Origin of the sequence: Streptomyces sp. NPDC048191, from assembly GCF_040652655.1 — a bacterium.
Taxonomy (GTDB): domain Bacteria; phylum Actinomycetota; class Actinomycetes; order Streptomycetales; family Streptomycetaceae; genus Streptomyces.
Window position 1 is genome coordinate 73,562 of the sequence record NZ_JBEZMO010000014.1, and the last position, 20,367, is coordinate 93,928.

The following is a 20,367-nucleotide window of genomic DNA, read 5'->3' on the forward strand; positions in this document are numbered from 1 at the left end:
CGTTGCACGAGCGGGCGTTGCAAGTCACCGAGTCCGCTCTGGGCCCCGAGCATCCGGACACGGCGATCCGGCTGGGCAACCTCGCGAGCACGTACAGCGACCTGGGCCGGCACGCCGAGGCCCTGCCGTTGCACGAGCGGGCGTTGCAAGTCACCGAGTCCGCTCTGGGCCCCGAGCATCCGGACACGGCGATCCGGCTGGGCAACCTCGCGAGCACGTACAGCAATCTGGGCCGGCACACCGAGGCCCTGCAACGCAAAGAGCGGGCGTTGCAGATCACCGAGTCCGCGCTGGGGCCCGAGCATCCGGACACCGCGATCCGGCTGGGCAACCTCGCGAGCACGTACAGCGACCTGGGCCGGCACGCCAAGGCCCTGCCGCTGGAGGAACGGGCGCTGCAGATCACCGAGAGGACCCTCGGTCCCGACCACCCCTCCACCGCCAACCGGCTGAGCAACCTCGCCACCACACACAGCAACCTGGGCCGGCACGCCGAGGCTCTGCCCATGTACGAGCGGGCGCTGCGGATCACCGAGTCCGCGCTGGGCCCCGAGCACCCCTCCACCGCCATCCGCCTGGACAACCTCGCCACCACACACAGCAACCTGGGCCGGCACGCCGAGGCTCTGCCCATGCACGAGCGGGCGCTGCGGATCACCGAGTCCGCGCTGGGTCCCGAGCACCCCTCCACCGCCATCCGCCTGGGCAACCTGGCATCCACCTTCCGCAGGCTGGGCCGGCACGCCGAGGCCCTGCCGCTGGAGGAGCGGGCGCTACGAGTCACCGAGTCCGCGCTGGGTCCGGAGCACCCCTCCACCGCCGTGCGTCTGGGCAACCTGGCCACCACGTACAGCGAGTTGGGCCGCCAAGCCGAGGCCCTGCCGCTGGAGGAACGGGCGCTGCAGATCACCGAGAGGACCCTCGGTCCCGACCACCCCTCCACCGCCATCCGCCTGGGCAATCTGGCATCCACCTTCCGCAGGCTGGGCCGGCACGCCGAGGCCCTGCCGCTGGAGGAGCGGGCGCTGCGGATCACCGAGTCCGCGCTGGGTCCCGAGCATCCCTCCACCGCCGTCCGCCTGGACAACCTCGCCGTCACGTACAGCAACCTGGGCCGGCACGCCGAGGCTCTGCCCATGCACGAGCGGGGGCTGCGGATCACCGAGTCCGCGCTGGGTCCCGAGCACCCCTCCACCGCCATCCGCCTGGGCAATCTGGCATCCACCTTCCGCAGGCTGGGCCGGCACGCCGACGCCCTGCCGTTGCACGAGCGGGCGCTGCAGACCACTGAGTCCGCGCTGGGCCCCGAGCATCCGGACACCGCCCTGCGACTGAACAACCTGGCCACCACGTACAGCGAGTTGGGCCGTCACGCCGAAGCGCTGCCGCTGGCGGAGCGAGCCCTGCAGATCACCGAGGCGGCCCTCGGCCCGGACCACCCCGACACGGCCCTCCGCCTGAGCAACCTCACAGCGCTGCGTGAACGACTCGCAGACACACCACGGAACGAACCGCCCGCGGACGCGTAAAGGCCGTGGCGGGGAGGGAGTGGCTACATGTGACGGGACGGTGAGCGAGCCGTTCGCGCCGACGCCGGTCGGCGCGGCCGCCGCGGTCGGCAGCGAGTGGTTGCGGCGCGCCCAGGAGGGCCTGTGGGGGGGGCGCGCCGGGAACCGGGGGTCTGGGTCACCGGCCGACCATCCCTCAAGTCGGCTGGCGGCGTGGCATGTTACTGGCGGGTTCCAGTAGCTAGTAAGATCCATTCCGACCAACTCACGCCCTGTCTGGGGGAAACAACTCATGACCAAGCGTCTTTCCGCTCTGGCCGTCTCCGTGGCCATCGCCGGAGGCTTCCTCGTCACGTCGGTGCCCGCTCAGGCCGCCACGGCCGGCCACGCGGTCTCGAAGGCCTCGATCACGTGCAACCAGAGGCAGATGCGGCAGCAGATAGCCGACCTCAAGGCCAAGGCCGCGCAGCTGCGGCAGCTGGGGGAGGACGCGGCGGCCAAGAAGGCGCTCAGCGACGCGGCCGCCCTGCAGCGCAAGCTCGACTGGTGCATCAAGACCGAGGGGGACGCGAGCAAGCCGTTCCCCGGATAAGCATCCGGTTCGCTGCGTGGCGCCACGTCGCCCCGTTCCACGGGTGCGTGGCGCCACACGCTTGTCGGCCCTGCTGACACTGCCGGTCCCGGCCCCCCTTCCGGCGGGCCGGGACCGTTGGTCATTGCACGGTCGGGTCGCCGTGCAGCCGAACGGTGCTGAGGATCTTCCGGACGGTCGCGTCGGACAGTTCGTCCTTGACGCCCTTGGCACCGTAGAGCGTCCACGAGACGAAGTCGTCGACGGAGTTCTTGAAGGCGAACGTGATGGCCTTGCCGTCGGTGGCGCACTTGTTCGTCCTGGGTGCACCGACGACGTACGACGTCGCGACGCTGCCCTTCAGCCCCGACGCCGTCGTGAAGGGCTTCGCCTCGCCGATCCGGAGGTACTTCTTGTCGGCGTCGGACTGGTCGGTGTAGCCACCGAACGCGAAGGCGGCCGCGTCGCCGCGGGCGATGCTGGCCGTGTCCTTGCCGCCGTTCTCGCCCTTCGTGCCGCTGCCGGCGAGCGGGTAGAACTCCTTGGAGCCGTTGTCGTCGGTGGTGCAGTAGTCCTGCTTCAGGAACGAGGGTCCGGAGAAGCCGATGTATGCCGACCCGTCGTCCTTCTTCTTGTCCTCGAAGAAGCTGAAGATACCGGCCCGCTCCACCTTCCAGTCGGGCGGTACGTCGAAAGCCGTGCCGTACTTGGGGTTCACCACGACCTTCCAGCCCGCGACGGTCGGCTTCTCCGTCTGGTTGCCGCGGGGATCGTCGGTGACCGACGAGGCGGGTGACGGCTCGGCCGACGGCGACCGGCTCTGCCCGGCGCCCTTCCCCGCCGTGTCGTCCTTCTTGCCGTCCTTGCCGAGGACCAGGAATCCGGTCACGCCGGCGGCGACCACGACGGCCGTCGCGGCGATGATCGCGATCATCTTCGTCCGGCCGCCGCCGCCCTGCGGAGGCTGCGGGACCGGCACGGTGGGCGGCTGCGGCTGCCCCCACTGCGCCTGCTGACCGTACTGCCCGCCCTGCGGATACTGCTGGTATCCGGGCTGCTGGTACGGGTTCGGCTGCTGGTAACCCGGCTGCTGATACGGGTTGTGCTGCGGGTTCGGCGCGCCCCCTGGCGGCTGCTGATCTGGCCACATGGCCAGTAACCCTAGTGCGGCCACGGACACGATTCGGTCACCGGCCCTCGTCAGGGTCGTAGCGATCGGGGCGGGTGGGGTCCGAGGTGCTGGCCAGTTTCGGCTACTCGTGAGTAACATGGCGCCATGAGCGCAGACCAGATGTCGATCGGCGAGATGCTCGCCGCCACCGTGCCCATGGCCAGGACGCTGAACCTGGAGTTCCTGGAGACCACCGCGGACCGGGCCGTGGTGTCCCTGCCGGACCAGGGCGAGTACCACAACCACGTGGGCGGACCGCACGCCGGGGCGATGTTCACGCTCGGGGAGTCGGCCAGCGGGGCCATCGTGCTGGCCGCCTTCGGGGACCAGCTCTCGCGCGCCGTGCCGCTGGCCGTGCGTGCCGACATCGCCTACAAGAAGCTGGCGATGGGCGCCGTCACCGCGACCGCCACGCTGGGCCGGCCGGCCGCCCAGGTCGTCGCCGAACTGGACGCCGGGGAGCGCCCCGAGTTTCCCGTGACGATCGAGATCCGCCGCGCGGACGGCGCCGTGACGGGCGAGATGACGGTGATCTGGACGCTGCGCCCCAACGGCTAGGAACAGCAGGGTGGTTGGGAGAGGGGCTCCGCTTCCGGTCGAGGGGCCCCTCACCTCGTGGGCCGCGCTTCGGGGCGCGTACGTACGCGTACCCGCCCTACGCGGCCCGGCGGCCGCCCCCGCCCTCCTCGGCCTCCGCACTCTCCGCCTCGCCCTCCTTCAGGCCTGCCGCGAACGCCTTGAGCCAGGCGGTGAATTCGAGTCCCAGGTCCGGGCGGGCGCAGGTCAGGCGGACCACTGTGCGCAGATAGCCGACCTTGTCGCCGGTGTCGTAGCGCGGACCGCGGAAGACGACCCCGTGCACGGCGCCGCCCGCTGCCAGTTCCTGGAGGGCGTCGGTCAGCTGGATCTCGCCGCCACGGCCCGGTGGCGTGCGCTCCAGGACGTCGAACACCGCCGGGTCGAGGACGTACCGGCCGATGACCGCGTACCGGCTCGGCGCGGCCTGGGGCGCCGGCTTCTCCATCAGCCCGGTCACCCGCACCACGTCCTCCTCGCCGGCCGGCTCCACCGCCGCACAGCCGTAGAGGTGGATCTGCTCCCGGGGGACCTCCATCAGCGCCACCACGCTGCCCGCGCGGCGCTCGCGGACCTGGAGCATGCGGCGGAGCAGGGTCTCGCGCGCGTCGATCAGATCGTCGCCGAGCAGGACGGCGAAGGGCTGGTTCCCGACATGCCGGCGCGCACACAGCACCGCGTGGCCGAGGCCGAGCGGGTCGCCCTGACGGATGTGGTGGATGTCGGCGAGCCGGGCCGCATTGCACACGGCGTCCAGGCGCACGGTGTCGCCCTTGGCCGCCAGCGCCTGCTCCAGCTCGAAGGCGTGGTCGAAGTGGTCCTCGATGGCCCGTTTGTGGCGGCCGGTCACCAGGAGGATGTCGTCGAGACCGGCTGATGCCGCCTCCTCGACGACATACTGGATCGCGGGCTTGTCGACGACCGGCAGCATCTCCTTGGGTGTGGCCTTGGTCGCGGGCAGGAACCGGGTACCGAGCCCGGCGGCCGGTACGACCGCCTTGCGGACGGTACGGAGGCCGACGGGGTTCGCCGGGGAATGGGGGGCGATCATGCGGCCCATGCTGCGGGACGCCGATGAGAGCGGGCCCGGAGAAACCTGCGAACCGGCTGTGCAAGTGATACCGGCGGTAACTGCTGTGCATTTCGCCGACTTTGATGCCGAGTCAATCGCGCTCCTTGTTTCCTGTGAGCCGCGTGTGCGAAGGTGAGCCTCCCCGCGGGAGGGCAAAGGCAGGCGTCGAACGCCAAGGCCGGCCCTTTAGGTATGCACCAACTCAGCACTGCTTTCCGACAGGACGGCATTTCACGTGCTGGCCTGCGGCTGGAAAGGAAATGTTCCGTGCAGCCCTCTCACCCCCCACGCCCGCCCTATCCGCCCCTGCCCGGTTCGCCCGGGGAGTCCGACCGCAATCTCGCCGCCCGGCTCGGCGGCCCGCACCACGTCCACCACCACTCCGTCGCCCTGCTGCTGGCCCGCCACTGGCGTGCCGCCCGCGACTACGCGATCGTCTGCCTGGCCTCCGCGGGACCCACCGCCCAACTCGTCGCCACCGCCGCCTTCCACGAGGTCCTCGGCCGCGCGGCGGGCGGAGCGGTCGGCGCCCTGCGCCCCCACCTGCTGGCCGCCGTCCGCGACACCGTCCGCGCCTGGGCGGCGGACGACACGGCCTGCGCGACACTGCCGGAATTGCGCAAAACCACCGGCGGTCGCGGACTGAGCGCGACCAAGCCCGGAACGCCGGAAAGGCGACAACTCGCCGAACGCGCATTCCGGGCCCTTCCCGGCGCCTCCCAATGTCTTCTGTGGCACACCGAGGTCGAAGCGGAACCCATAAACATACCAGCGGGTCTGCTGGCCATCGACCCGGCCACCGCGACGGCCGCCCTGGAACAGGCGCGCGAACAATTCCGGGCTGGTTGCGTACGCGCCCACCGGGAACTCGCGCCCTCAAGGGAATGCCGCTTCTACAACCGGCTCCTCGACGTCCCGATGCGCCGTGGCGGCGCCCTGCTGCCCGATGTGCGCCAGCACCTGACGGCGTGTGCGTACTGTCGGCACGCCGCCGAGACCTTCGGTCTGTTCGACGACGGTCTCGGCCTCCTGCTCGCCGAGACCGTGCTCGGGTGGGGAGCCCGCCGCTATGTCGACTCACGCCCCGGACGTGGCGCCGCCGAGGAGCCGTCGCCCGCGCCGGCGACCCAGCCGGCAGGAGCGGCAGTCGGCGGCAGACACCGCACCGGGACCGGCCGCCGCCGCACGGCCCTGGCCGTCGGCGTCGGCCTGACCTCGCTCGCGCTCCTCGCCACCGTGCTCGTGGTCAGAAGCTGGTCCGACGACCACGGCGTCCCCACGCCCGGTGCCACCTGGGGCGCCCCCGTCGGCCACACCACCCGGCCCGGCGGCACCGGCGCCAGGACCGCCACCGCCCCCTCCGCGGCCTCGGTCGGCGAACCCGTCGAGGTCGCCCGCGGCAGTCTGCGCGACCTCGCCTCCGGGCGCTGCCTGGACGTCGGCGGGGGCGGTGTCGGGGCGGGCGCGGGCGTCGGCCTCGCACCGTGCTCGTCCGCCGCCTCGCAGCAGTGGTCGTACCAGGACGACGGGCTGCTGCGCAGCGCCGCCGACCCGTCCCTGTGCCTGGCCGCCGACCCCGGCACGCGGAGCGTGGTGCTGGCCGGCTGCCTCGTGCACGCCGGAGAGGTGGCGTACGACGTCACCGTGCGCGGCGAGATCCTTCCGCGCTGGCACCAGGGCCTCGCGCTCGCTCCGGAATCCGGACGCTCCTCCGCCCGTGTCCGGCTGGTGCCGCGCGACGGTTCACCGGATCAGCGCTGGGTGCTGGAACCGGGAGCGGGCGGGGTGCGGCGGCTCGACGCGGCGCCGCGCGGAACGGGCGACCCGGGGGCCGGCGATCTCCCCGGCGCTGCGGGCGGCGCCGGTGCTCCGGACGGGGTGGACGCCCCTGGGGGACGGCGGCAGGAGCGCCCGGACGGGGGTGCCGGTTGGCCGCCGCCGCACGGGGACACCTCGCGCGGTGCGCCGGAGGGCGGGGGCGGCGGACTGGGTGGGCCGGGGGAGCCAGGGGACTTCGGGGCTTCCGGTGATTCCGGGGACTCCGGAGTGGCGCACGAGACCCGGATCGCTCAGGTCCGCGCCGGGCACGAACGGCGGCCGGCCGGACCGGCGTCCCCCGGCGATGTCGTGAGCGCGGTGCACCGCGTCCTCCCGGCGGTCACCGACACGGCCGTCAAGGCGCCGACGACCCTGGGGACGCTGCTCGGCTGACGCACCGTCGGCCGCCTCCCGGGCGTTCGGCCGGGTTCGAGACACCGGCTCGAAACCATGCGGAATTTACAGACGTCCAAGGAATGTCCCCGCGCGTCGCCGCGGGACGGGCGCACGGTGAGGCAGGCGAGTGCTTCGCGGGGTTTGTGGTGGTCAGGCGCGTGGACCCGGGTGGTCCCGCGCCCGCACCCATGAGGGGAATGACCGTGTTTCCCGGTTCTTGCGGGGAATTCGACCCGCTGGCCGAATCGATGTCACCGGCCGTGAAAAGAGCGCGTCGTTATTGACCCGTGAGTAGCCCGGGGCTAGTTTCCGGTGCCCTCGCACCAGAGCGTTCCGCCGCACACCCCCCCCACCGTGCTGTCTCGCCGATCGTGCCGGAGCATCATGACCTCGCCCGTGCGTCCCCATGACCTCGTCCTGTGCCTCACCCCCTTCGGAGAGCCCGACGCCGGTCTCACCGCCGCCGCCTGCGCCGCCGGCGCGCTCGGCATCCTCGACCTGGGCACCGGCGACCGAAGATCCCGAGAACAACTCTCCCGGCTGATACGGGCCGCTCCGGCACCCTTCGGCGTACGGGTGACCGGCCGCTGCGCCCTGACCCCCGCCGACGTCGGCGACGCGCCCGACACCGTGGTCCTCACCCCGGACGCCACCTGGCCGATCCCCGAACTTCCCTCCTGTTCGCGCGTGTTGGCGGAGGTCACGGATCTCGGGCAGGCGCACACGGCCGTACGCGCCGGTGCCCGGGGCCTGATCGCCCGGGGCGCCGAGAGCGGAGGCCGGGTCGGTGAACTGAGCACCTTCGTGCTGCTCCAACAGCTGCTGTCCGACGAGGAGTCGGGCCGCGTACCGGTCTGGGCCTGCGGCGGCATCGGCCCGCGCACGGCGGCGGCCGCCGTGGCCGGTGGCGCCGCCGGTGTCGTGCTCGACAGCCAACTCGCCCTGCTGGCCGAGTCGGGACTGCCCGAGACGGTCCGCTCGCTGCTGCGTTCCCTGGACGGCTCAGAGACCGTGGTGCTGGGCGGTCACCGGGTACTGCGGCGCCGGGGACCGAACGCCCCGCACCCCCCGGCCGACGACCCCGAGGCGGTCGCGTCCCTCCTGGGCATCGGCGGTCCACGCGGCGGCCTCCTGCCGGTGGGCCAGGACGGCTTCCTCGCCGCCCGCTTCGCCGAACGGTACGGGGACGTACGCCGGTCGGTGCGGGAGGTGTCGGCGGCGATACGAGAGGTGACCCACGGCGACCCTGCGTCGGCGGGGCTGCGGGGCGCGGCGGACGGCGGCCCTGCGTCGGCGGGGCTGCGGGGTGAAACGGACGCCGGTCCTGCGTTGGCGGGGCTGCGGGGTGCGGCGGACGGTGGTCCTGTGTCGGTGGGGCTGCGGGGTGAAACGGACGCCGGTCCTGCGTTGGCGGGGCTGCGGGGTGCGGCGGACGGTGGTCCTGTGTCGGTGGGGCTGCGGGGTGCGGCGGACGGTGGTCCTGCGTTGGCGGGGCTGCGGGGTGAGACGGACGCCGGCCCGGTATCGGCGCCGCCGCGAGGTGCGGCCAGTGGTGGCCCCGCATCGGCGGCTGTGCAGCGGGTGGCCAACGGTGGTTCGGCGACGACGGCGACGACGGCGGCGCGGGATGCGACGGACGGTGATCCGGCATCGGCGGCGCTGTTGCGTGTGGCCGGTGATGGCCTCGCACCCGAGGCGCTGCCGAGGGTGGCCGACGGCGGTCCGGCATCGGCTGGATTGGTCGAGGTGGTTGACGGTAGTGCCGCATCGGCTGGGTTGGGTGTGGTGGTCGACGGTAGTGCCGCATCTGCCCGGTTCGACGGACTGGCCGATGGCGGTCCCGCATCTGCCGGGTTCGACGGACTGGCCGATGGCGGTCCCGCGCCGGTCGGATCGCCCGGTGTGGTTGATGGCGTCGCCGCTTCCGCCCTGCGTCCCGGCTCGGGTATGAGCCGGGCCCTCGGTACCCGGCTGCCCGTCGCGCAGGGCCCCATGACCAGGGTGAGCGACCAGGCCGGCTTCGCCGCCGCGGTTGCCGCGGACGGGGCGTTGCCGTTCCTCGCGCTGGCCCTGGCCGACGGTGAGCGTACCCGGTCGATGCTCACCGAGGCGCGGGCCGCGCTGGACGGGCGGCCCTGGGGCGTGGGCGTGCTCGGCTTCGCACCCGAGGACATCAGGAACGCCCAGCTGGACGCCGTACGGGAACTGCGGCCCACGCACGCGATCATCGCGGGCGGACGACCCGCCCAGGCGCACGCGCTGGAGCGGGCCGGGATCCGCACCTTCCTGCACGTGCCCTCGCCAGGGCTGCTGCGGCAGTTTCTGGACGCGGGCGTGCGACGGTTCGTGTTCGAGGGTTCCGAGTGCGGCGGACATGTGGGGCCGCGAGCCGCCTTCCCGCTCTGGGAGGCCCAACTCGCCGTACTGGAGGACTTCCTGGCCGACCGCGACGAGGCGGCGGCCCGTCGGCTGGAGGTGTTCTTCGCGGGCGGCGTCCACGACGAGCGGTCGGCGGCGATGGTCGCGGCCCTGGCCGCGCCGCTCACCGCCCGGGGCGCCGCCGTCGGTGTGCTGATGGGCACCGCCTATCTGTTCACCGCGGAGGCCGTCGCCCACGGCGCCATCCGGCCGCTCTTCCAACGGCAGGTCCTCGCCGCCACCACGACCGCCCTGTTGGAGACCGCCCCCGGCCACGCCACGCGCTGTGTCCCGAGCCCCTTCACCAGCGACTACCGCGCCCACGAGACCGCCCTGCGGGCGCAGGGGCTGACCGACCGCGAGACGTGGGAGCGCCTGGAACGGCTCAACGTGGGCCGGCTGCGCATCGCCGGCAAGGGCGTCGAGCGCGGCACCGACGGCGCGTTGGCGGAAGTCGACGAGGAACGGCAGCTCGCGGAAGGGATGTTCATGGCCGGCGAGGTCGCCGTCCTGCGCTCGGCGACCACCACCCTGACCGATCTGCACCGCTCGGTGACGGACGGCGCCGCCGACTTCCTGACCCGGCGGGCCGCGCACCCGAGCCCGCCCGCCGCGGCCGAACCCGCGCCGCCCGCACCGCTGGACATCGCGATCGTCGGCATGGCCTGCATGTTCCCGCAGGCGCCCGACCTCGCAGCCTTCTGGGCCACCGTCGTCACGGGGCGCGACGCCGTCACCGAGGTCCCGCCCGAGCGCTGGGACCCCGCCGTCCACCACGCGGCCGGCACGACGGCGTCCAAGTGGGGCGGCTTCCTGCCCCGCATCCCCTTCGACCCGCTGCGCTACGGCATTCCGCCCGCCTCCCTCGGCAGCATCGAACCCGTCCAGCTGCTGTCCCTGGAAGCGGCGCGGCAGGCGCTGGAAGACGCCGGATACGGCGAACGGGGGCGGGAGTTCGACCGCTCGCGGACCTCCGTGGTCTTCGGTGCCGAGGCGGGCAGCGACCTGTCCAACGCGGTGACCCTGCGCGCCGTCCTCCCCTCCTACCACGGCAGGGTCCCCGAGGGCATCGACGAGCAGTTGCCCCGGCTGACCGAGGACTCCTTCCCCGGCATGCTCGCCAACGTCATCTCCGGCCGGATCGCCAACCGGCTCGACCTCGGCGGCGCGAACTTCACCGTCGACGCTGCCTGCGCCTCCTCCCTCGCCGCCCTGGACGTGGCCTGCAAGGAACTCGTCTCCGGCACCAGCGACCTCGTCCTGTGCGGCGGCGCCGACCTGCACAACGGCATCAACGACTTCGTCCTGTTCTCCTCCGTCCACGCGCTCTCCCCGACCGGGCGCTCCCGCGCCTTCGACTCCCGCGCGGACGGCATCGCCCTCGGCGAGGGCGTGGCCTGCGTGGTCCTCAAGAGGCTCGCGGACGCCGAACGCGACGGCGACCGGGTCTACGGCGTGGTCAAGGGCCTCGGCTCCGCCAGCGACGGCCGCTCCCTGGGCCTGACCGCACCCCGCCCCGAAGGCCAGCGGGCGGCACTGGAGCGCGCCTACCGCAACGCCGGTGTCTCACCCGCGGACGTCGGTCTCCTCGAGGCGCACGGCACGGGCACCGTCGTCGGCGACCGCACCGAACTCACCGTACTCTCCGAGGTGTTCACCGAGGCGGGCGCCACCACGGGCGGTTGTGCGCTCGGTTCGGTCAAGTCGCAGATAGGGCACACCAAGTGCGCCGCCGGACTCGCGGGCCTGATCAAGACGGCCCTGTCGCTGTACACCGGGGTCACCCCGCCCACCCTGCACCTGGAGCGGCCCAACCCGGCCTGGGCGGAGGACGACAGCCCGTTCGTCTTCCACACCCGCGCCGCGCCGTGGACGGCACCGGCCGCCGAACGCCTCGCCGGGGTCAGCGCGTTCGGCTTCGGCGGCACCAACTTCCATGCCGTACTGGCCGCTCACGCCGGCGCCGCGCCGCTCCGGCAGGCCCTGGACGCCTGGCCTGCCGAGCTGTTCCTCTTCCGGGGCCGGGACACGGCGGCGGCCCACCGGCAGGCCGAGGAGATCCTGCGTGCCGCCGAGTCCGACGGCCACCCCTGGCGGCTGCGCGACCTCGCCCTCGCCGCGGCCCATCGCGCCGACACCTCCCACGAACCGGTACGGGCCGCCGTCGTCTCCCACGACACCGGGGAACTGACCGGGCAGCTACGGCGGCTCCTCGCCGGGGAGCAGGACCCGGCCGCCGGCATCCACGTGGCGGACCCCGTGGCGGGCGAGATCGCCTTCCTCTTCCCCGGACAGGGCAGCCAGCGCCCCGGCATGCTCGCCGACCTCCTCGTCCACCTCCCCGAGCTGAGGCACTACCTGGACCTCGGCCGCGCGCACGCCGACGCCGTCCATCCGCCGGCCGCCTTCGACGACACCGCTCGCGAGCGCCGCCGGGCCGCGCTCACCGACACCCGGGTCGCACAGCCCGCGCTCGGCATCACGGGCCTCGCCGCACACGCGTTCCTCACCTCGGCCGGAGTCCACCCCGACCAGGCCGCCGGGCACAGCTACGGCGAGCTGGTCGCCCTCGCCGCGGCCGGCGCCCTCGACCCCGGCACCCTGCTGGAGCTGAGCACCGAGCGGGCCGACGCGATCCTGGCGGCCGCGGGCGACGACCCCGGCACCATGGCCGCCGTCGGCGCCCCCGCCGAGACCGTCGTACGCACCCTGCACGCGGCCGGCGCGCCCGCCTCGGTCGTGGCGGCCAACCTCAACTCCCCTGACCAGACGGTGATTTCGGGGCCGACGGAAGACGTCGAGACGGCCGTACGGCTGCTGCGCGACGCTGGGCTCGGGGCCCGGCGCATCCCCGTGGCCTGCGCCTTCCACAGCCCGGTCGTGGCCGGGGCGGGGAAACGGTTCGCCAGGGTTCTCGCGGACAAGACGGTACGGGCGCCCGAGTTCCCCGTCTGGGCCAACCGCACCGCCGCGCCCTATCCACCCGACCCCGACGCGGTGCGCGCCGGCCTCGCCGCCCAGATCGGAGCCCCGGTCGCGTTCGCCGCCCAGATCGAGGCGATGTACGAGGCCGGCGCGCGCGTCTTCGTCGAGGCGGGCCCCGGCACGGTCCTCACCCGCCTGGTCGCACGGATCCTCGGCGACCGCCCGCACCGCACGGTCGCCTGCGAACCGACGGCCGACAGCGGCCTGCCCGGCTGGCTCGACGCCCTCGCCCGGCTCGCCGTCGCCGGACAGCCCGTGCGCACCGCCTGGCTCCTGCGCGGCCGCGACGCCGTCGACGCGCTGCGCACCCCGGCGCCGGCACGGCCCGGCTGGACGGTCGACGGACACCTCGTCCGCACCGCCGACGGAGCACTCCTGCCCGGTGCTCTCGCACCGGCCCGACGAGTCGTGGAGACGACCGTGACCACCGACCAGCCCTACGGCGCCCCCGCCGACCGGGACGCGCTCATCTCCGAATTCCTGCGCACCAGCCGGGAGATGATCGCCGCCCAGCGCGATGTCCTGCTCGCCCACCTCGGCGCCACGCCGGGCGGCCCACCGCCCGCGCCCGTGCCGCCCGTACCGGCCTCACGGGCGGCCCTGCCCGAACTCCAGCCGGCGGCACCGCAGTTGCCCGAGCCGTCCGCCCGGGAGGAGCCGGTGCACGACGTGGAGCGGATCGTCCTGGAGATCATCAGCGAACGCACCGGCTACCCCGTCGACATGATCGAGCCCGATCTCGACCTGGAGGCGGACCTCAGCATCGACTCGATCAAACGGGCCGAGATAGCGGGTGAACTGGCCAAACACCTCGGCATCGCGGGCGGCGCCGAGATCCTGGACGACGCCGAACTGGAGGAGCTCACCAAGGCGCGCACGGCGGCCGCGGTGACCGGCTGGCTGACGGCCCGGGCCGGCGCGCACACTGGCGGAGGGAGCGGGCCGGCCACGGAGCCGACGGAGTCGTCGCACACCGCCCCGGCCCTCGGCGTGCACGAGGGAAGCGGGCCGGAAGGGAAGCCGGGTGAGCCGTCGTACGCCGCCCCCGTCCTCGGCGTGCCACCCCGGCGATGTGAGCTACGGCCGGTGCCACTGCCCGGTCCCGACCCGGCCGCCGGACCCGGCCACGCGTTGACCGGCCGGCGTTTCGCCCTCCTCGGGGACGGCGCGGGCGCGGCGGCCGAGGTCGCCGCGCGGCTCGCCGGGCACGGTGCCGACGCCGTGCTCCTCGACCGGGCCCACCACCTCGGCGCGGCCGACGGACCGGTCGACGGCGTCGTGTACCTGGGCGCGCTGCCCGGCCCGGACCTCCCGGTGCTGCCGGACGCCTTCCCGGTGCTCCGGGCGGCGCTCGCGTGCGCCCCGGGCCGGCTGCTCGCCGTCCGCGCCTGCGAGCCCACCGGCGCCCTGCGGGCGGCCGGCCTGGACGGGCTGTTCCGCAGCGTCGCCCGTGAGTACCCGGACCTGCTCGCACGCGTCGTCGCCGTGGCGGACCCGGGCCCGGCGGTCGTCGCCGACGCCCTGCTCGCCGAGCTGAGCGCTCCCGAACCGGCCCCCGTCGTGCTGCGGACCGCGACCGGGGCCCGACAGGGTCTCGCCCTGGTCCCCGCACCCCTCGGCCCGCTGGCCGCCACCGGCGCCGGACCCGCCGGCGACGGCGCCGCCGAAGCGGCCGCGCTCGGCCTGGACCGGGACTCCGTGGTACTGCTGGTCGGCGGTGCCCGGGGCATCACCGCGAGGTTCGCCGCCACACTGGCCGACGCCTGCCGCTGCCGCATCGAGCTGCTGGGCCGCACCCCCGCGCCCAGCACCCCCGAGGACCCGCACACCGCCACGGCCCGCACCCCCGTCGAACTGCGCGCGGCGCTCGCCGCCGGGCCCGGCGCTCCCGGCCCCGCCGAGATCAACCGGGCCGCCGAACTGATCCTCGCCCAGCGGGAGATCGCCACGACCCTCGCGGAACTCGGCGCTCGCGGCAGCGAGGCCCGCTACCGCTCGGTGGACTTCCGCGACCGGGACGCCGTCCTGCAGGCGGTCAAGGAGATCCACGCCGAACACGGCCGGCTCGACGGAGTCGTCTTCGCCGCCGGCGTGATCGAGGACCGGCTGATCGCCGACAAGACCCCCGAGTCCTTCCAGCGGGTGTACGGCACGAAGACGGCCGGAGCCGCCGCGCTGTTCGCAGCCCTGGACGACCTGCCCGGCGCGCCCGGCTTCACCGTGCTCTTCGGCAGCGTCGCCGCCGTCCTCGGCAACCGCGGCCAGGCCGACTACGCCGCGGCCAACGACGCCCTGGAAGCGCTCGGCGCCGACTGGGCCGCCCGCACCGGGGCCCGCGCCCTGACCGTCCACTGGGGCCCCTGGGCGCCATCGGGCACGCACGGCGGCATGGTCGGCGCGGAACTCGGCCGCGAGTACGCCCGGCGCGGCGTCGAGCTGATCGACCCGGACGAGGGCACCGCCGCCCTGCTCCGGGAACTCGCCTGGGGCGAACCGTCGGCCCGTGCCGTCGTCTACACCGCCTCGGGCTGGTGACATGGCGGAACGACACACTCCCGTCGCCGTCGTCGGGATGGCGGTGCTGCTGCCCGGCGCCCGCGGCCTCGACGCGTACTGGCACAACCTGCGCGAGGGCGTCGACGCGATCCGAGACGTCCCCGCCGACCGCTGGGACGCCGACTACTACCGGCCCGGCTCGGCCACCGGGCCCGCCGTCCCCGACCAGGTGTACTGCCGGCGCGGCGGATTCGTGGACGGTCCGCCCGAGGTGGACGTCACCCGGTACGGCATCATGCCCACCTCGGTGCCCGGCACCGAGCCCGACCAACTGATCGCCCTCGACGTGGCCGCCGCCGCGCTGGCCGACGCGGGCGGCGGGGAACGGCTCCCGGCCCGGGACCGGATCGGCGTGGTCCTGGGCCGCGGCGGCTATCTCACCCCGGGCCTGGTCCGCCTGGACCAGCGCGTGCGCACGGCACACCAACTGACCCGCACCCTAGGCGAGTTGTTACCTGACCTCAGCGCCGCCCAACTCGACCGCGTCCGCGCGGCGTTCACCGCACGGCTCGGCCCCGACCGTCCCGAGTCCGCGATCGGCCTGGTCCCCAACCTCGCCGCCTCCCGCATCGCCAACCGGCTCGACCTGCGCGGCCCCGCCTACACCGTGGACGCGGCCTGCGCCTCCTCCCTCGTCGCCGTGGACCAGGCGGTCGGCGAACTCAGCACCGGCCGCTGCGACCTGATGCTCGCCGGGGGAGTGCACCACTGCCACGACATCACCCTCTGGAGCGTCTTCGCCCAACTGCGTGCGCTGTCCCCGACCCAGCGCATCCGCCCCTTCCACCGGGACGCCGACGGCATCCTCATCGGCGAGGGCACGGGCGTCGTCGTACTGAAGCGGCTCGCGGACGCCGCGCGCGCCGGCGACCGTGTCTACGCGGTGATCCGGGGCACGGGCGTGGCCGGCGACGGCCGCACCGCGGGCCTGGCCACCCCGGACCCCGGCGGACAGGCCCGCGCCGTACGGCAGGCCTGGCGGGCCGCCGGACTCGACCCCGCCGCACCGGACTCCCTCGGCCTGCTGGAGGCGCACGGCACGGCGACCCCCGCCGGTGACGCCGCCGAACTCGCCACGCTGACAGAGGTGTTCGGACCCGCGGGAAGCAACGGCTTTAGCCCGGTCCTCGGCTCCGTGAAGTCGATGATCGGCCACACCATGCCGGCCGCCGGGATCGCCGGCCTGGTCAAAGCCGCCCTCGCCCTCCACCACGGCACCCTCCTGCCCACCCTCCACTGCGACACCCCCCACCCGGCGCTCGCCGCGACCCGCTTCCGCACCCTGACCCGGGCACACCCCTGGGAAACCGACGCCCATCAGCCCATCCGCCGAGCCGCCGTGAACGCCTTCGGATTCGGCGGGATCAACGCCCACGTGGTGCTGGAGGAGGCGCCGGGGGGTCGCTCGGCGCCGGTGGGCGACGGGCGGGGTGGGTCGGTGTCTGCGGAGGCCGTGCGTGGGGGGACGGTGACTGCGGAGGCCGTGCGTGTGGAGCCGGTGCCGGTGCCGGCGGGTGCCGGGCGTGCTGGTGCCGTATCGGCGGGGACCACTCGTGTTCCTTCTGCGGTGCCGGAGGACGGGGCACCCGGCGTGCGGTCCGTGTCCGCTGCCGCCCGCGTCACCGAACCCGAGCGCATCCTGCTGCTCGCCGCCGACGGCGTGACGGACCTCGCGGCCCTCCTGAGTGCCGACGACCCCGCCGTGCTCGCCGCCGGCCTCGACCCGGCCCGGCCACACCCTGACGCCGGTCCGGTCCGGCTCGGGATCGTGGCGCCGACCGCCAAGCGGCTCGCCCTGGCCCGCCGTGTCGTCACCAAGGGCCGGGCCTGGCAGGGCCGCAGCGACGTGTGGTTCCGGCCGGGACCGTTGCTCGGCCGGGCCGGCGGTCGGCTGGTGTTCGTCTTTCCCGGCCTGGAAGGTGACTTCACCCCACGCACCGACGACATCGCCGCCCACTTCCGACTGCCCCCGCTACGCGGTACTGACGTCCCGGTCGGTGACGTCGGCCGGCACGGCTTCGGGGTCGTCGGTGTGGGCCGCCTGCTGGACCAGGCGCTGCGCCGCATGGGCGTCGTACCGGACGCGGTCGCCGGCCACAGCGTCGGCGAATGGACGGCCATGGCGGCCGCCGGACTGTACTCGGCCGACGAAGTGGACGCCTTCATGGCCGAGTTCGAACCGGATACGGTCGCGGTCCCCGGCCTCGCCTTCGCCGCCCTCGGTACGTCCGCCGCGCACGTCCGCGCCACGCTCGCCGAGTCCTGGGCGGATTCCGGGATCGTGCTGTCCCACGACAACGCGCCCCGCCAGTCCATGGTCTGTGGTCCCGGTACGGCGGTCGAGGAGTTGGTCCGGTTCCTGCGCGGGCAGGGGGTGATCTGCCAGGTACTGCCCTTCCGCTCAGGCTTCCACACACCGATGCTGGCGCCGTACCTCGCGCCGATCAAGGAGGCCGCCGGCCGCTTCCGGCTCCACCCGCCGACCGTGCCGGTGTGGTCCGGGACGACCGCGGCGCCCTTTCCCCGGGCCGAGTCGGCGGTGCGCGAGCTGTTCGTACGGCACCTGCTGGAACCGGTGCGCTTCCGCGAGCTGACCGAGGCCCTCTACGCCGGCGGACACCGTGTGTTCGTCCAGGCCGGTCCAGGCCGGCTCACGTCCCTGATCGGCGACACCCTCGGCGACCGTGACCACCTGTCCGTCGCCGCCAACGTGCCGGAACGCGACGGCATGCCCCAACTCCATCGCGTGGCAACGGCGTTGTGGACAGCCGGCGCATCGGTGACACCGACGCTCGCGTGGCCCACCTCAGCACCCGGCTCCGCCGCGCCCCGGCGCCCCGCCGTCGCGAGCCTTGCTGTGCCGCAGCACACGCCGGTGCCTGGCCCCGCTGAGCCCACGCCTCCCGCAACGACCGGCTCCGCCGCGCCGGCGCGCCCTGCAGTGACCGACTCTCCCGCGCCCCCGCCCGCCACAGCGACCGACCCCGCCGCCCCCGTCTCCCGCGGCCGCCTGAGCGTCCGGCTCGACCTCGGTGCCGCCCTCGTCTCGCTGGACGGACCGGTACTCGACACACTCCGCGCGGAACTGCGCCCGGAGCCGCCTGTCGCGCACCAAGCGTCAACGGGCCGCCCGGCTCCACCTGCCGCGCTCCCCGTGCACCCCACTCCCGCGCCAGACTCAGGCCCCTCCGCCCCGGCGCCCCCGCATCACCCGCGCCAGTCCGCGACCCCGCGCCCCGAGCCGGCGACCCTGCCGACCCACCCGGACCTTGGCGGACTGGAGAACCTGGCGACCCGGTTCCCGGCCGACGCGGAACTCACGGCCCTGCTGCGGGAGACCGCGGAGGCGGCGGCTGAACTGATCGCGGTGAGCGACCGGCGCGCCCGGACGAGCGGCGCAGCCGCAGCGCACCCAGCCACAGCCCCTCCGGCTACACCCTCCGCACTCGCCGCCCCGGACACCCGGCGCTCCGACCCCCCAACACCTCCGCCACCCGTCACCCCAACACCCCCGCCACTCATCACCCCGAGCCCCCGACCCACCACGCCGCCCCCCGCACCCACCCCAAACACAACCCCGGCCACCACCACGCCCGCCCCCACCACAACCCCGGCCCCCACGACCACCCCCACCACAAGCGCTGCCCCCACGACCAAGCCCACCAGAACCACCACCGCCCACGTCTCCCCCCACACCATGCCCCACCTCCTCGACCACTGCTTCTTCCCGCAACGGCCCGACTGGCCCGACATCGCGGACCGTTGGCCGGTGGTCCCCGCCACCACGCTCGTGCGGCACATGATGGACGCGGCGGAGGCGGCGGCGGCCCCGGGTCTGCGGGCGGTCGCCGTGCACGAGGCTCGGTTCGACCGTTGGCTCACCGCCACACCACCCGTCGATGTCCAGGTCACGGTCACCCCGGCCCCCGGTCACCCGGACCGCGTCGCCGTCACCTTCGGCCCCACCGCCCGCGCCACGGTCGAACTCGCCGCGGACCACCCCGCCCCGCTCCCGCCGAGCCCTCTCCCGGACGCCCCCGAGCGCCGCCCCGAGCACACGGCGGCCCAGCTCTACCGGGAGCGCTGGATGTTCCACGGCCCCGGCTTCCAGGGTCTGACCGAGCTGACCGCGATCGGCGAGCGGCACATCCGTGGAGTGCTCACCACGCCCGCGGCCCCCGGCGCGCTGCTGGACAACGTGGGCCAGCTCCTCGGGTACTGGATCATGGCGACCCGTACCGCACGGACCGTCGTCTTCCCCGTGCGGATGCGGCACCTGCGGTTCCACGGACCCCACCCCGCCCCCGGCACCGAGGTCGGCTGCGTGCTGCGGATCACCTCCCTCACGGACACCGTCCTGGAGGCGGACGCGGAGCTCACCGTCGGCGGCCGGATATGGGCCGTGATCGGCGGCTGGCAGGACCGCCGCTTCGACAACGACCCGACCACCCGCCCCGTCGAACGCTTCCCCGAGCGCCACACCCTGTCGGAGGCCGTACCGGGCGGCTGGGCGCTGGTGCACGAACGCTGGCCGGACCTCGCCTCGCGCGAGCTGATCATGCGTAACTCGCTCGGCGGCGCCGAGCGCGCCGAGTACGCCGACCGCCCGCCGCGCGGCCGCCGGCAGTGGCTGCTCGGCCGGATCGCGGTCAAGGACGCCGTACGGCAGTGGCTCTGGCAGCAGGGCGAGGGGCCCGTGTTTCCGGCGGAACTGCGCGTGCGGAACGACGAGTTGGGGCGGCCCTTCGTCACCGGCGTGCACGGCCGAGCCCTGCCGCCGCTGGACGTCTCGCTCGCCCACCGCGCCGAAGCGGCCGTGGCGATCGTCCGGCCGCACACCCCGCAACCCGGGCCCGGCATCGACATCGAAGAGGTCACCCGGCGCGACCGGACGACCCTCACCACCGCGCTCGGCCCCGCCGAACTGCGCCTGCTGCGCGCCCGGTCGGGGGACGACGCCGACGCGGAGGCCGTGTGGTTCACCCGGTTCTGGGCCGCCAAGGAAGCGGTCGCCAAGGCCGAGGGCGTCGGATTCCGTGGCCGGCCACGGGACTTCGCCGTGCTGGAGACCGCACCGGACGGCAGCCGGCTGCTGGTCTCCGGCCGCCTGGAACGCGCCTACACCGTGCACTGCGCACCGGTCGCCAGCCCACCCGCTCTGCCCGAGCGCGCCTACGTGGTCACCTGGACCACCGGGCCAGGAGCCGACGACGGACACCCCGCCCACGGACACCCCGACCAAGCAGCCGAGGAGCACCCGCGATGAACCCCACCCAGCCGGCCGGGGCGAACTCCC

Annotated in this window: 8 protein-coding genes; 6 read left to right on the forward strand and 2 right to left on the reverse strand. The window is 74.3% G+C overall.

What is annotated here, in order from left to right; genetic code table 11:
• The coding region (locus tag AB0D93_RS22950; protein ID WP_362122089.1) for a tetratricopeptide repeat protein at positions 1 to 1,529 on the forward strand (1,529 nt) is incomplete at its 5' end.
• Positions 1,530 to 1,800: 271 nt separating this feature from the next.
• Entirely contained in the window at positions 1,801 to 2,100 is a 300-nt protein-coding gene (locus tag AB0D93_RS22955; RefSeq protein ID WP_362122091.1) for a hypothetical protein, read from the forward strand.
• A 121-nt stretch (positions 2,101 to 2,221) separates the two neighbouring features.
• On the opposite strand, the gene AB0D93_RS22960 is transcribed toward AB0D93_RS22955, so the two are convergent.
• Positions 2,222 to 3,229, reverse strand: coding sequence for a hypothetical protein (locus AB0D93_RS22960; protein ID WP_362122093.1), 1,008 nt, complete (start codon positions 3,227 to 3,229; stop codon positions 2,222 to 2,224).
• 126 nt (positions 3,230 to 3,355) lie between these two features.
• On the opposite strand from AB0D93_RS22960, the gene AB0D93_RS22965 reads away from it, so the two are divergent.
• Positions 3,356 to 3,808 carry a DUF4442 domain-containing protein gene (locus AB0D93_RS22965; RefSeq protein ID WP_362122095.1) on the forward strand — a complete coding sequence of 151 codons (453 nt, stop codon included), beginning with the start codon at positions 3,356 to 3,358 and terminating at the stop codon, positions 3,806 to 3,808.
• A gap of 97 nt (positions 3,809 to 3,905) precedes the next feature.
• Here the strand turns inward: AB0D93_RS22965 and galU are convergent, their stop codons facing one another.
• Positions 3,906 to 4,877: a UTP--glucose-1-phosphate uridylyltransferase GalU gene (galU, locus tag AB0D93_RS22970; RefSeq protein WP_362122097.1), complete on the reverse strand. Its 972-nt coding sequence runs from the start codon at positions 4,875 to 4,877 to the stop codon at positions 3,906 to 3,908.
• Positions 4,878 to 5,165: 288 nt separating this feature from the next.
• On the opposite strand from galU, the gene AB0D93_RS22975 reads away from it, so the two are divergent.
• The 3 genes from AB0D93_RS22975 to AB0D93_RS22985 all read left to right on the forward strand — a co-directional run bounded on the left by AB0D93_RS22975 (position 5,166) and on the right by AB0D93_RS22985 (position 20,337).
• Positions 5,166 to 7,109: an RICIN domain-containing protein gene (locus AB0D93_RS22975; protein ID WP_362122099.1), complete on the forward strand. Its 1,944-nt coding sequence runs from the start codon at positions 5,166 to 5,168 to the stop codon at positions 7,107 to 7,109.
• A 387-nt stretch (positions 7,110 to 7,496) separates the two neighbouring features.
• Positions 7,497 to 15,050, forward strand: a complete 7,554-nt coding sequence (locus AB0D93_RS22980; RefSeq protein ID WP_362122101.1) for an SDR family NAD(P)-dependent oxidoreductase — start codon at positions 7,497 to 7,499, stop codon at positions 15,048 to 15,050.
• A 1-nt stretch (position 15,051) separates the two neighbouring features.
• Positions 15,052 to 20,337: a beta-ketoacyl synthase N-terminal-like domain-containing protein gene (locus AB0D93_RS22985; protein WP_362122103.1), complete on the forward strand. Its 5,286-nt coding sequence runs from the start codon at positions 15,052 to 15,054 to the stop codon at positions 20,335 to 20,337.
• Positions 20,338 to 20,367 lie beyond the last annotated feature (30 nt).

Bases quoted from the DNA above. Each gene is read 5' to 3' on its own strand.
- galU (WP_362122097.1), bottom strand. From the start codon at position 4,877: ATGATCGCCCCCCATTCCCCGGCGAACCCCGTCGGCCTCCGTACCGTC.
- AB0D93_RS22955 (WP_362122091.1), top strand. From the start codon at position 1,801: ATGACCAAGCGTCTTTCCGCTCTGGCCGTCTCCGTGGCCATCGCCGGA.
- AB0D93_RS22960 (WP_362122093.1), bottom strand. From the start codon at position 3,229: ATGTGGCCAGATCAGCAGCCGCCAGGGGGCGCGCCGAACCCGCAGCAC.
- AB0D93_RS22965 (WP_362122095.1), top strand. From the start codon at position 3,356: ATGAGCGCAGACCAGATGTCGATCGGCGAGATGCTCGCCGCCACCGTG.
- AB0D93_RS22980 (WP_362122101.1), top strand. From the start codon at position 7,497: ATGACCTCGCCCGTGCGTCCCCATGACCTCGTCCTGTGCCTCACCCCC.
- AB0D93_RS22985 (WP_362122103.1), top strand. From the start codon at position 15,052: ATGGCGGAACGACACACTCCCGTCGCCGTCGTCGGGATGGCGGTGCTG.